The following is a 13,450-nucleotide window of genomic DNA, read 5'->3' on the forward strand; positions in this document are numbered from 1 at the left end:
CGTGGTGTTGTAAAAAGGGGCTTTTTTTTTTGTTTTTATTTTTCGCGCAACCGCCGCCCCCCCACCGCACAAACAAAACAATTGGTGGGAGCGAGGCTTGCCCGCGATAAGAACACCACCGACTCAACAGACCTGACATCAATCAATCGCCACTACCAAAACAAAAAAGAGACCCTAAGGTCCCTTTCCTGAACAGCACAAGAGCTTACTTCGCCTGGTAAATAATCCCCGGGCTGCATTGCACCATCTGGTAATGATCCGGCAGACCATTCAGCGCCTCGGACGCACCGAGGAACAGATAGCCGCCCGGCTTGAGCGTGCCATGAATACGCAGCAGGATGTCTTTCTTAACCTCGGCCGAGAAGTAGATCAGTACGTTACGGCAAAAGACGATGTCGAACTTGCCGAGGCTCGCATAGCTGTCCAGCAGGTTAAAGGCACGAAACTCGACCCGGCTCTTGATCGGAGCCTTGACCACCCAACGCCCCGGCGACTTAACGTCGAAGTAGCGCTGCAACCGCTCCGGAGACAAACCCCGACCGATTGCCAGGCTGTCGTACTCACCCGACTTGCAGTTGGTGAGCATCAGCCCCGACAAGTCAGTGGCAACAATCTGCGCACCGTTCTTCAACTGCCCGGAATTGCTGCGCTCAAACTCGTCGATGGTCATCGACAGCGAGTACGGTTCCTGACCCGAAGAGCAGGCGGCCGACCAGATGCGCAGACGCTGACCAGGAGCAGCCTTGATCGCTTCGGGCAACACCTTGTTCTTCATCACCTCGAACGGATAGGTGTCGCGAAACCACAGGGTTTCGTTGGTGGTCATCGCATCCACCACCTGCTCGCGCAAACCGCTGCGTGGCTGTGACTGGATACGCTGAATCAGCTCCCCAAGGGTTTTGATGCCTTGCTGTTCCATCAACTTGTTGAGGCGACTGGAAACCAGGTACTGCTTGTTCTCACCCAAAAGGATGCCACAGGCTTTTTCCAAAAATACCCGGAACTGCTCGAAATCCAAATTACCCGTAGCCAAAATGCCGCCTCTCAAATCATGTAAAACCACCAGGAACGACGTTCCTAGCTGATGTCTGCTGCCTTGATTCTGTCCACAACGCGTGCTGCGAGATCATCAGGCCGGAATTTGGCAAGGAAGTCATCCGCGCCAACTTTCTTCACCATAGCCTGATTGAACACACCTGACAGAGAAGTATGCAAAACGATGTGCAATTTTTGCATCCGAGGGTCATTACGAATCTCGGAGGTAAGCGTGTAGCCGTCCATTTCCGGCATCTCGATGTCGGAAATCATCATCAGGAATTCTTCTTCAGGCTTCTTGCCTTCAGCGACCATCTGCTTGAGGTAATCCAGTGCCTGACGACCGTCGTTGAGCGCAACCACTTCCACGCCAACAGTCTGTAGACAGCGGCTGACCTGTTTGCGCGCCACTGACGAGTCATCGACCGTCAGCACTCGCAGAGAAATGGCTTTGTGATGGGTTTCCTCGTCGATCACACCGACAGACACGGCTTCCGACATCGGTGCCACTTCCGCAAGAATTTTCTCGACGTCGATGATTTCCACCAACTGGTTATCGACCCGCGTCACTGCCGTCAGGTAGTGATCGCGACCCGTTCCCTTGGGTGGCGGATGGATCTCTTCCCAGTTCATGTTCACGATGCGCTCAACCGAGTCCACCAGAAAACCCTGAACCTTGGTGTTGTACTCAGTGATGATCACGAACGCGTTATCAATCGACATCTGTCCTGGCAAACCGGTTGCCATGGCGAGATCGAGAATCGGGATCGTCCCGCCACGAATGTTGGCAACGCCGCGCACAATCCGACTGGATTTGGGCATCACAGTGAGCTTGGGGCATTGCAGCACCTCCTTCACCTTGAAGACGTTGATCCCATAAAGCTGTTTGCCATTGAGACGGAACAACAAGAGCTCAAGGCGATTCTGCCCAACCAGCTGTGTTCGCTGGTTCACTGAATCCATTACACCGGCCATGCTGCGACTCCCCTATCAAAGTAACCATCGCCACAGCACCTGGTCAGGTAAGCGGCACGGGCCTTGCTTTTCATACGTCATGAATGCAAAAACGACAATTTCCCGACACGCCATCTTCAAGAACCGCATCTTGCTCTGTTCGCTGGCTTTGCTGTGTCTTTCTGCCTTGGTGAATACCAGCCGGGCAGACAGTTTCACATTGCCTGAACAACTTATCGGCGTCACTCAGGGGTTTCTTGAATTCACAGTTGAAGACTATTTGGCGACTGCCCAGATCGAAGGGCGGTATGAAATTGAAGTGCGTCAATTGGACCCGCGTCTGCGCATGCCTTTTTGCGACAAGGAATTGACAGCAAGCCTGGAAAGCCCGCGCCCCGTAGGCCGCGTGACTACCCGGGTCCGCTGCGAGGGCTCGTCGCCCTGGACGGTGTTTGTGCCCGCCCAGGTGCGGTTATTCCGCAATGTGGTGACTGCCGTTCGTCCACTCAAGCGTGACGTGGTAGTTACCGAGCAGGACATCGCCATGCGCGAGCGCGACATCGGTTTGCTGGGTCAGGGATTTCTATCTGCCGAAGATCAGGCGATAGGACAGAAGATCCTCCGACCAATGGTCATCGATCAAATCATTGCACCCAACTTTCTGGAACAGCCCCAGATGGTTAAAAAGGGTGATCAGGTGGTGATCACCGCTCGCAGCGGCTCCATCTCCGTGCGGATGCCGGGCGAAGCGTTGTCTGACGGGACGTTCAACGAACAGATACGGGTCAAGAATCTAAACTCGAAGCGCATCATAAAGGCCAACATTACCGGGCCTGGACAGGTGGAGGCCCCTATGTGATCAGCAATGCGGCGCGATAGAACACTGGCGTGAAACGCTTGTTTTTCCTAGACTGCGAAACAACTTCTGCGGTTCGAGGTCCATTGGCTGCGCAAAACGCAAATGGATTTCACTTAGCAGGCTAAAGTTTTTTTGCATTTGGTCGAAACCATGGCAAGCGTCCAATTACCCAGAGGTTTTTATCATGGTCATTGACTTCAACAGACTGAACAGCGGCAACGCGGTTAGCGGCACTACACGTACCAACAGCGTTAAAGAAACAGGCAAGACAGAAGCAGCGGTTAAAACCGGCGCACTGGAAAAAACCGCCAGCACCGGCGAATCCGTAAAACTGAGCAGTGAGTCTCAACAGTTGCAAAAGATCACTGACAAGCTGGGCGAACTGCCGACCGTCAACAGCGCCCGCGTGGCGGAGTTGAAACAAGCGATCGCAGACGGCAGCTATAAAGTGGACAGCAACCGTGTAGCAAGCAAGCTGCTTAATTTCGAAGCTTCGCGCTAGCCCAATGCTCGCGCGGTATCTTCTGGACGCTTAAAAACCAGAGCATGCGATGCAAGACACTACTTTGCTCCAACTGATGACCGACGACATGGTCCCGGCCCAGCAATTGCTGGAAATACTGCAGGCAGAATCCCTTGCCCTGATCGGCCGCGACATGGTCGAGATGGAGCACGTTCTGGCTAAAAAGCAGGCGCTGGTGGTATTGCTCGAACAGCATGGCCGCAAACGCAGCCAGATCCTTAGTGGGTTAGGACTGAGTCCGGACCGCAAGGGGCTGAGCGCGCTTGCTGCCAGCTCATCGCTGGGCGAACAGTTGATCAAGGCAGGCGACGAGTTGAGCGCAGTGATTACTCAGTGCCAGCTCGTCAACACACAGAATGGCAGTTCTATCGTTATGCAGCAGGCTTCTACTGCGCATCAACTGCGGATACTGACCGGTGACATGCCCACGTTGTATGACAATCGTGGGTCGACATCGGGCCGTGCAAAACCACGGCCGTTAAGCCAAGCGTAGTTTTCTGTATCAAGGCGCTTTGCATGCTGGCAAGATGCCTGCAATTGCATTGCTGTCGTATTTTGCCTGGAGATGGAAAAAAGTGAATGGCTCAAGCGCGGACGATGCTCCGCAGCCCCCAAAGGTACTGAATACGCCTTTGGAAATTGCCGCCAATTTGCGGCTGCTACTTGAAAGTCATGATCCCCTGATCATCACTTTTCATGAGCGCACACAACGTTTTCAAAGTTATTTGATCGAGGTCGACCGCGAAAGCGATGTCATTGCCCTCGATGAAATGATCCCCCGTGACGGCGAAAAATTCCTCGCCAACGGCGAAGCTTACCGGGTCGAAGGCTTTCATGACGGCGTCCGAATCGCCTGGGAAAGCAACAACCAGATGACCATTCATGAAGTTAACGGCGAACGTTTCTACCGCGGTCCGTTGCCAACTGAAGTTATCTATCACCAGCGTCGCAACGCCTTCCGTGCAGCACTGAAACTGGCCCAACTGGTCAGCATCGAGATGGGCGGCGACCGACTCAAATTCCCTTTAAGCGGCAAGTTGCTGGATATCTCGGCGACGGGGTGCAAGCTTCGCTTTGAGGGCGACGTTTCAGAACGCATGCAGCTGGGCCAGGTGTATGAGCGTTTCGTTGCTCAATTGCCGTTCGGCACCATGACCGCCCCGGTTGAATTGCGTTATCTGCACTTCGAAGAAAGGGTCAACACCACCTTCGCCGGGATCCGTTTTCATAACATGAGCGGGCTGGTGCAGCGTCAGGTTGAACGTTTTGTGTACCAACTGCAGCGTGAAGCCCGTCGCTTCGACAAGGACGACGACTTCTGACAGCTGTCTTTGGCTGTTAAAAAAGGCGATTGCGCGGTGAGCGTAATCGCCTTTTTTGTTCATCCTGCCTGCAGTGACGCGGAACCTGTAGGGGTCGCCACGGTGTCCTTAACACCACGCTGTCGCGCAACAGACACAGGAACTGTAGGAGTGAGCTTGCTCGCGATGGCGTCAGGCCAGACGGTAATTTCCAACAGGTATACCGTTATCGCGAGCAAGCTCACTCCTACAGGGTCCGTGTGCCGCGAGACAGCGCGTGTCGGGGACACCGGGCTCCTACAGGAAATGCATTTCGATTTAGTAATTTTACATAGTGTTCACGAGCCTAAGGCCGATTGATCTCTTCATCCTGCACAACCCCATCGGCCTCCCCTTCAGCCCTGGCCTCAACCGGCGCTTCAACCTCAGGCTCCGGTTCAACCACCGGTTCAACCGTAGTCTGCATCTGGTCCTGAACCACCTGTTCATCAACCCGCGGGTCAAGCGCAACCACCAGCGGTGAACTGGACATGCTGTCCGGCATCGCGACGTGGTGCAGTGGCGCATCGTCCACCTGGTGCAGGTGAGTCACGGCTTTAGGTCGGATCAGGAACACCAGCGCCAGTGAAGTCAGGCAGACGAAGGCATAAAGCATATTGCTGCCTAGCGCCTTCATCAGCGCACCCGCCGCCAGCGGACCAATACTGGCGCCAATGCCGAAAGTCATCAGCAACATTGCCGTCAGCGACACCCGGCGCTCACCTTCCACGTGGTCGTTGGCGAACGCGACGGCCAGCGGGTAAAGGCTGAATTGAATCAACGACACAATGAAGCCGACGACAAACAACACCTCCAGCGGCATGCTGGGCAGGATTGCCAAAGGCAACGCCACGACCGTCAGGACGCCGGCAAAAGCCCGCATCAGTTGAGCACGATCATAACGGTCAGAAAGAAGCCCCAGTGGCCACTGAACCAGCAGGCCGGCCAGAATACAGCAAGCCATGAACATACCGACATGCTCGGTCGACAGGCCCTGTTGCGCTGCATACAGAGGCGCCAGACCATAGAAAGCACCGACGATAAGTCCCGCACCCAATACGGTTGTCAGCGACTGCGGAACCCGACTGATAAAGAAGCGGGGTTCCAAAGGCGCGGGATGCAGGGGTGCCGGGTGAATGCTGCGGGTCATCGCCACAGGGACGAGACACAAGGCAAAACACATGGCAACCAGCATCAACAGCTCAGGCCCCAATCCGGGGTGAACCACCAGAATCATCTGACCCAGTACCAAACCCAGGTACGACGCGATCATGTAGCCGCTGAAGACCATGCCACGCTGCTTGGGGGCTGCCTGCTCATTCAGCCAGCTCTCGATCACCATGTATTGGCACATCATGCCCAGGCCCACGATCATCCGCAGGAATAGCCAGGCTGGCAGCCAGTCAATCAAGCCAAGGCCCAATACCGCTGCCCCGACAATCCCCGCACAGGTGGCATAGGCACGAATATGCCCGACACGACCGATCAGGCGATGCCCGACCTTGCCACCCAGCACCAGCCCCACGTAGTTGGCGGCCATCAGCGCACCGATCCACAGGCCATCGACCTGGTCAGCGGACAATCGCAAGGCAAGGTACGTACTCAGAAGACCGGAGCCGGTCAACATCATCAAGGAGGCAAAATACAGACCCTGAAAGGACTTCCAGATTTGGCGCATCGACTTTCCAAAAATTAGGAGCCGCCAAAATGGACGGCTCCTGAAACACGATTCTTAAGCCTGGGCAGCCAGAATGCGCCGTTCCCAGGGGGTGATTTCATCAAAAAAGCTGGTCAGTTCCAGGGTCTTCGATGCGATGTAGCCTTCGATGAACTCAACGCCAAACAGTTCCTTGGCCAACTGACTGCGTTTCAGACGCTCCAGAGCGGCATGCAAGGTACATGGCAATGACAATTCATCCGGCACATGGATGTCGCCCTGGGTCGGGGCCGTCGGCTCCAGTTGCTGATCGATACCATGAAGCCCCGCTGCCAGACTTGCAGCTATCGCCAGATAAGGGTTGGCATCAGCCCCCGGCAGCCGGTTTTCAACGCGTCTGGCTGCCGGTCCACTGGCCGGAATACGTAATCCCGCCGACCGATTGTCATGGGACCAACAGGCGTTATTCGGCGAAGCAAATGGATGACACAAACGCTGGTACGAATTCACGTTTGGAGCAAGCAGCGCCGTGAAGTCAGCCATGCAGGCTTGCTGACCGGCAATGAACTGCCGGAACAGCGCCGTTGGCTCGCCCTGCTCATCGCTGAACACATTCGCGCCAGTGACCGAGTCAACCACACTCTGATGAATATGCATCGAACTGCCCGCCGTATGCGCCAGCGGTTTTGCCATGCACACCACGATCAAGCCATGCTTGAGCGCCACTTCCTTCAGCAGGTGCTTGAACAGCAGCGTCTGATCGGCAAGCAGCAGCGGATCGCCGTGAAGCAGATTGATCTCGAACTGGCTGACACCCATTTCATGCATGAAGGTGTCACGGGGCAGACCCAGTGCCGCCATGCATTTATAGACTTCGCTGAAGAACGGCCGCAGACCATTGTTGGAGCTGACACTGAACGCTGAGTGCCCTTCCTCGCGACGGCCATCGATTCCAGTTGGCGGCTGAAAAGCCCTGGCCGGATCGGGATTTGGCGCAAAGACAAAAAACTCCAGCTCGGTAGCAACCACCGGTGCCAGCCCACGCTCGACATAACGAGCGATCACTGCCTTGAGCAAGCTTCGGGTAGACAGGTTACAGGCGCCACCGCCCAGCTCCTCGGTATCACAGATCGCCAGCGCGCGAGGCGCGACACTCCACGGCAAGCGGTGGATCTGCTGCGCATCGGGGATCATTGCCACATCACCGTCGTCGCTGCCGTAAAAACGCGACGGCGGGTAACCGCCCATGATGCATTGCAACAGAACGCCCCGGGCCATCTGCAAGCGCCGACCTTCAAGGAAGCCTTCAGCAGTCATCACTTTGCCGCGGGGTATTCCATTTAGATCAGGGGTGATGCATTCAACTTCATCAATGCCCGTCAATCGCTGTGCGAGCGTTTTTTGGCCATCACTGGTCATGACTCGAATCCTTCCTTTTTCTTACGGACCGCTCCGTAGCTAGACGTACAAAATACGCATCACGTGTGGAGACTTTCAAGTATCAGAAGCTGATCAGCAGCAGGAGCGACCCGAACAGCTGAAAAAAACCCACCGTTCAAGGTGGGCTGATGAGTGCGCCGGGGTGTCCGGCTTGTGTTGAAGAGCTCAGTAAACGACGACTAAGGCAAATAGATCCGAAACAGCCCGCCCCCTAAAGCACCGCCATTAGCCAGCTCAATCCGACCATGCACTCCATTACGCTGATGCTGCTCGGCAATGCGAGCGGCGAAGTAAAGTCCGAGGCCGGTGCTGCCGCTGGCCTGGTTGATACCCAGTGCGTAATCAGCCTGCTTCTCAAGCATGCTTGCGGAAAAGCCGGCACCGTCGTCATTGATCGCGATGCAGAGTTGCCCGTCCTCTTCGCTGACGGTGATGGCAATGGTCTTGCGGGCATAACGAATGGCGTTGATGGTGACGTTACCGACTACCGTGCCGATCAATTCGCGGTCGAAGAAACCCAGGGGGATGAGCGCATCGACTTCGCAGGTCGCCACGATACCGCGACTGTTCAACACCTCTTGATGATGGGCCAGTTGCCCTTCGATGAAGTCGTCCATCTCATGGTAGTCAGGGCGCAGGGGCAGCTGATTCACGTCCAGCTTGTAGAGGCCGAGTAACTGCACGAGCATGCCGTTGAGCCGGGCAAACTCGTACTCGATCACTCCATGTTCCGGGGTGTCTCGCTGCTCGTCGGTCAACTTCGCCAACCATCGGTTGTGAGACTGACCCAGTGTCGACAGGGAGTTCTTCATATCATGTACCGTCGACGCAATGACCATGGAAAAATCCATACTCGTTTCGTTTTCGCTCATGCTCCAAATGCCTTGCTCTGCAGTTTTTGATAACGCTCGAAACGCGGGTCACTCTCCGGCATCTTGCCCACCATTCTCAGGCAGGCGCGACACTCTTCCAGTTTCGCTGCGTCAGGTGCTGTCGCCATGGAATGGAGCAATGCCTGCGCCAGGTTCAAGGCGATACTGATGTTCTTGGCTTGCAGTGCCAGAGCGCGACGGAAAAAATCCTGCGCATCGTTGAGATTACCGGCCTTGTAGGTGCGCACGCCCTGAACGTTGAGCTCGATGGCGGCTTTGTTGGCACCAAGGATCGTGGGGTCATCCGTCTGTTTGGCGATGCTCTGCATCACCTGCGGGTCATCGCCGTAAATCTCGGCGCAGCTTTTCAATACGCCCGCCCCCGCCTCTTCATGCCCAAGACTCTGCAATTGCGAAGCAACGGCCAACGCGGCATCAGCACTCAGGAACTGGTCCATGCTCTGCAAGCGACCCATCGCATCCGCAGTCAGCTTGGCCGCCATCTCAGGATCGGAGTGCTTGACGCTGGAAGCCTTCATCAGCCGCGTGCGCACCTGAAGCCCTTGATCGGCACCGTTTTCCTTGGCGACCTCACTCAGCGTCTGATTGATCTCAACACGAGCACGCGCATCCAGGCCTTGTTCACCACCCCGACTGATCAATGCCTGAGCGAAGCCGAGATTGGTTTCCGGGTTCTTGAAACGCGAAAACTGACCTTGGTTGACCGCCTGGCGAAAGGCCTTGGAAGCGCCGTCAAAATCGTTGTTGTCCAGCGCCAGCTTGCCGAGCAATGTTTGTCGGCGCACTGCCAGTGGAGAAATCTTGACGGCGTCTTCCAGCACTTTCTGCGCCCGCACAACATCACCACGTGCCACCAGCGCCTCGGCCAAGCCATCGTAAAGGGTTGGCATACCGGGAAAGGCTTTTATGGCCGCATCAAAAACGGCCTGGGCATCGGCGTGCTTGTTGCGCTTGAGCAATAGATTGCCGAGGGCCGCGTACGCCCAAGGGGCCGGGCGATCAGCCAGAATCGACTTGAGGAATGCTTCAAGGGGTTCTAATTGTTTGAGGTCGCGCAGTGCGTCCGCCTTGTACCGCAGACAAAGCGGTGCATAGCGCGGGTCCTGCTTGGTCAGGGCCACGCAAGCGGCCAGCACTTCGGCAGGCTTGCCGCGATCCAGCGCCTGCAGGATTGGCTTGAGTACGCCCTTGCGCTGCACCAGTTTTTCAAGACGCTGCGCCAGGCCTGCCCGGTTGAAAGGCTTGGTCAGATAAGCATCCGGCTCCCATTCCAGCGCACTCATTACCATGGCCTGGCTGTTTTCCGCCGTGACCATGACAAATACGCTTTCGTGGCTCAACAACCGGTCGACCATCAGGTCTTCGAGCACATGCTGGCCGTTTTTCTTGCCGTCACCGAGATTGAAGTCATGCAGAACAAAATCGTAGCGCTTCTGCGAACACATCTTCAGCGCCTGCTCTCCGGTGTCGGCGGTGTCGACATCCCTCACCCCCAATTCACGCAGCATAGAGCGCACCGAGCTGCGGAAGTCGGAGAAGTCGTCGACGATCAGAAAACTTTTTTGGTTGTACGCCAGCATCAGGGATCCTGTCAGGGAAGAAAGAAGATGAGCCCAAAGGCAAACATATAGACGGGTCCAGCTTCGCTGCCCATTTTTGGCGTGCAATTACCAGTAAATAGCATTACGCCATCACGCACATTCTACATCAAAGCCCTGCTCCAGAGCTCTGAACGGCACCTTGCGGCCCTGCCCGGTTCACGTACATCACCACCGCGTGAAATCAAACGAGCCATCACCGATATGACGTTTATCGGCACCCTGCCAGTTTTCTGGAGCCTGAATAATGGCCGGTGACTGTGTTTTGATAGGTGGTCTGTGGGAGTCCGAAATAGAGCTGCAAAACAGAAAAACTCACAAAGTAAGTTTCTGTAGGAGCGCACGAGCAACGCGAGGCCGCGATTGCGGTGTGTCAGACAGAACGCCATCGAGGCCTCGCGTTACTGGTGCGCGCCTACAGGACGACCGTTTAATGAGCGACTTGAGCATCAAAAGCAAGGAATTCGAAAAAACTTGCGTATCCCCTGTCCCTTTTTTTCGCCTCACCGGTCATCACAGGTAAGTGAACAAATATGAGAGCCTACCTCCATGTCCCCAGCGTCGCCTTTTCGTTTGCGCCCCTTGCTGCATTTCAGCCTTTTGCTGACTTTGAGTTCCAGTCCACTCTGCATTTCGTCCAGTTGGGCCGAGGGTGCAGACCGTCGCACTTACGAGGTGCCCGCAGGCAGTCTGGGCGCGGCGCTTACCCGCTTTGCCGGTCAGGCAGGCGTCAATCTTTCGGTGGACCCGGCACTGGTGAGTGGTCGCAACAGCGCCGGACTGTCTGGCGATTTTGCGGTGGAAGAAGGCTTCTCACGCTTGCTGCAAGGTTCCGGCCTGCAACTGGTGTCGGTGGCGGATCATGCCTACACCCTGATCCCGGCGCCGGAAGGCAGCAGTAGCCTGCAACTGGCGCCGACCTCGATCCTTGGTGCGACAGGCTCGACAGACGGTCAGGCCTACGCCGGAGGCCAGGTAGCTCGCCGCGGATCGCAAGGCCTGCTTGGCTCACGGGATTTCATGGACACGCCGTTCAGCATGACCACCTACACCAGCAAGACGGTCAAGGATCAACAGGCCAGAACCCTGGGCGACCTGGTCGCCAGCGATCCTTCGGTACGTGCGACCAACCCCGCCGGCGGGCGCTACGAACAGTTCACCATCCGCGGCCTGAGCCTGTTCAACAGCGACGTGTCCTATAACGGTCTGTACGGCATTTTGCCGACCTATACGATCGACATGGAAATGGCTGACCGGGTGGACATCCTCAAAGGCCCGAGTCAACTGGTCAACGGCATATCACCGCGAGGCAGCGTCGGTGGCGGCATCAACGTGGTGCCCAAGCGCGCCACGGACAAGCCCATCACCGAGCTCACCGGCAGCTACGCCTCCAATAATCAGCTGGGGACCGCCATCGACGTCGGCCGCCGGTTTGGTGACGAAGGCAAGTTCGGCATCCGCTTCAACGGCGTCAAGCAATCAGGCGATACTGAATGGGACCACCAGAGCGTCGACCGGGAGATGGCGGTGCTCGGTCTGGATTTCCGTGGCGAACGCCTGCGTCTGTCAACAGACATCGGGCACACCGAACGTGACACAGATGCCCCCCAGGAACGCGTACAGATCGGCGCCAATGCACAAGTGCCGAACGCCAACGACGTGCGTCGCAACTACGCGCAAGCCTGGAGCCAGGCGCGCACCCGAGATACCTTTGGTGCAGTGAACGCCGAGTATGACGTCAGCGATTCGGTCATGGTGTACGGCGGCGTGGGCGCGCGGAAAAGTAACCACGACTTTCTCCGTCATGCAGTTTCAATCACCAATGATGCGGGCGATTTCAGCGTCCAGCCTCGCGACTTCACCCGTGATGAAAATGTCCGTACGGCCACTGCAGGCGTTCGCAATTGGTTCCAGACCGGTCCTGTGAGCCATGAAGTCAATCTGGCCGCCAGTTACTTCTACATGGACTTCGAAAATGGCGGCGCACGGTACGCCGCATCCCCGAGCAACCTGTTCGATCCAGTGGCCACGCCAACGCCCAGCAATCCCACACGGCAAGATGCAAAGGTTTACACAGAGAGTCGCTACAACAGCGTGGCCTTGTCCGACACCCTCGGCTTTTTCGATGACCGCCTGCTGCTGACACTGGGTGCCCGCTGGCAACGAGTCGAGGTCGATGACTGGAGCGATAACGTCAAAGGTAAAACGGGCTACAACGAGGAGAAGATCTCACCCTCGGGCGGCATCCTCTACAAAGTGACCGATCAACTGTCGGTGTATGCCAATTACATGGAAGGGCTGAGCCAGGGCAAGATTGCTCCTTCTACCGCAAGTAACGCAGACGACATCTTTCCGCCCTTCCTCAGCCGTCAGGTTGAGGTGGGCACCAAATACGACCTGGGCACCTTCGCTTTCACCGCCAGCGTCTTCAGAATCAAACAGCCGGCTTACGAAAGGAACGAGATCTCCACCCGCTTTGGTCCAAACGGCAAGCGTGAAAACACCGGCGTCGAACTCACCCTGTTTGGCGAGCCACTTGAAGGCGTCCGCCTGCTCGGCGGCGTGATGTACATCGACAGCGAATTGACCAACACCGTCAACGGCACTTTCGACGGCAAACGCGCGCCCGCCACACCTGAATACAACGTCAACCTGGGGGCCGAGTGGGACGTGCCGAATGTTAAAGGCCTGACCCTGACCGGCCGCGGCATTTACTCCAGCTCTCAGTACCTGAACCAGGCCAACACCAAGGAAGTCGACTCGTGGGAGCGCTTCGACGTAGGCGCACGCTATGCGTTCAAGGTTGACGACAAGGACGTAACCCTGCGCGCTAACATCGAAAACGTTATGGATAAACGCTTCTGGAGTTCGGCAGGTGCGTCGGATGACAGCGAGCCAGGTCTGACCCTCTCTACGCCACGGACTTATCTGGTTTCGGCGACGATCGGGTTTTAAGCGCTACTGAATGAGCAGCGCCCAAGGACGGGCGCACCCTGCTCGCCTCTTCTCCAACGGTGCAATGCCGTACAGGAACCTGAGTGACCGGTATCGGGTCGCATGCAAAGTTGCTTTATTCACGCGTCCCCCCCCCCGTAGGAGCGCACGAGCACCGCGAGGCCGCGATAGCGGTTTTTCAGGCAGATCGCTATCG

The 13,450-nt window shown here is 56.5% G+C and carries 12 protein-coding genes; 6 read left to right on the forward strand and 6 right to left on the reverse strand.

The features are described 5' to 3' along the window. The coding region (locus KDX30_RS28565; protein ID WP_231678168.1) for a hypothetical protein at positions 1-192 on the forward strand (192 nt) is incomplete at its 5' end. 13 nt (positions 193-205) lie between these two features. On the opposite strand, the gene cheR is transcribed toward KDX30_RS28565, so the two are convergent. Both cheR and KDX30_RS28575 read right to left on the reverse strand, forming a co-directional pair. Continuing rightward, a complete protein-coding gene (gene cheR, locus KDX30_RS28570; RefSeq protein WP_183141655.1) occupies positions 206-1,033 on the reverse strand; it encodes a protein-glutamate O-methyltransferase CheR in 828 nt (275 codons plus the stop codon). Positions 1,034-1,077: 44 nt separating this feature from the next. Further along, positions 1,078-2,010: a chemotaxis protein CheV gene (locus KDX30_RS28575; protein ID WP_027902539.1), complete on the reverse strand. Its 933-nt coding sequence runs from the start codon at positions 2,008-2,010 to the stop codon at positions 1,078-1,080. Between the two features lie 79 nt (positions 2,011-2,089). On the opposite strand from KDX30_RS28575, the gene flgA reads away from it, so the two are divergent. The 4 genes from flgA to KDX30_RS28595 all read left to right on the forward strand — a co-directional run bounded on the left by flgA (position 2,090) and on the right by KDX30_RS28595 (position 4,693). Beyond that, the gene (gene flgA / locus KDX30_RS28580; protein WP_231678169.1) at positions 2,090-2,848 is read left to right on the forward strand and encodes a flagellar basal body P-ring formation chaperone FlgA; all 759 of its coding nucleotides are present in this window, start codon (positions 2,090-2,092) and stop codon (positions 2,846-2,848) included. 184 nt (positions 2,849-3,032) lie between these two features. Further along, entirely contained in the window at positions 3,033-3,350 is a 318-nt protein-coding gene (gene flgM / locus KDX30_RS28585) for a flagellar biosynthesis anti-sigma factor FlgM (protein WP_095094570.1), read from the forward strand. A 49-nt stretch (positions 3,351-3,399) separates the two neighbouring features. Continuing rightward, complete coding sequence (locus KDX30_RS28590; RefSeq protein WP_122396601.1) at positions 3,400-3,864, forward strand: flagella synthesis protein FlgN; 465 nt, start codon at positions 3,400-3,402, stop codon at positions 3,862-3,864. Between the two features lie 82 nt (positions 3,865-3,946). Further along, on the forward strand, positions 3,947-4,693 hold the full coding sequence (locus tag KDX30_RS28595; protein WP_099267516.1) for a flagellar brake protein: 747 nt from the start codon (positions 3,947-3,949) through the stop codon (positions 4,691-4,693). Positions 4,694-5,018: 325 nt separating this feature from the next. Here KDX30_RS28595 and KDX30_RS28600 read toward each other — a convergent pair whose 3' ends face one another. From KDX30_RS28600 to KDX30_RS28615, 4 genes are all read right to left on the reverse strand, one after another. Further along, the gene (locus KDX30_RS28600; RefSeq protein WP_122396603.1) at positions 5,019-6,389 is read right to left on the reverse strand and encodes an MFS transporter; all 1,371 of its coding nucleotides are present in this window, start codon (positions 6,387-6,389) and stop codon (positions 5,019-5,021) included. 54 nt (positions 6,390-6,443) lie between these two features. Beyond that, positions 6,444-7,685 (reverse strand): glutamine synthetase family protein, encoded by a 1,242-nt coding sequence (locus KDX30_RS28605; protein ID WP_231678172.1) that lies wholly within the window; start codon positions 7,683-7,685, stop codon positions 6,444-6,446. Positions 7,686-7,987: 302 nt separating this feature from the next. Further along, positions 7,988-8,680 (reverse strand): sensor histidine kinase, encoded by a 693-nt coding sequence (locus KDX30_RS28610; RefSeq protein WP_027902546.1) that lies wholly within the window; start codon positions 8,678-8,680, stop codon positions 7,988-7,990. After that, positions 8,677-10,281 (reverse strand): tetratricopeptide repeat-containing response regulator, encoded by a 1,605-nt coding sequence (locus tag KDX30_RS28615; RefSeq protein ID WP_231678170.1) that lies wholly within the window; start codon positions 10,279-10,281, stop codon positions 8,677-8,679. The genes KDX30_RS28610 and KDX30_RS28615 overlap by 4 nt, the downstream gene beginning before the upstream one ends. A 567-nt stretch (positions 10,282-10,848) precedes the next feature. Between KDX30_RS28615 and KDX30_RS28620 the strand changes: the two genes are divergently transcribed. Then, on the forward strand, positions 10,849-13,254 hold the full coding sequence (locus tag KDX30_RS28620; protein ID WP_231678171.1) for a TonB-dependent receptor: 2,406 nt from the start codon (positions 10,849-10,851) through the stop codon (positions 13,252-13,254). The last annotated feature ends 196 nt before the right edge of the window (positions 13,255-13,450 follow it).

It is taken from the genome of Pseudomonas quasicaspiana, assembly GCF_021147825.1.
Classification (GTDB): Bacteria; Pseudomonadota; Gammaproteobacteria; order Pseudomonadales; family Pseudomonadaceae; genus Aquipseudomonas; species Aquipseudomonas quasicaspiana.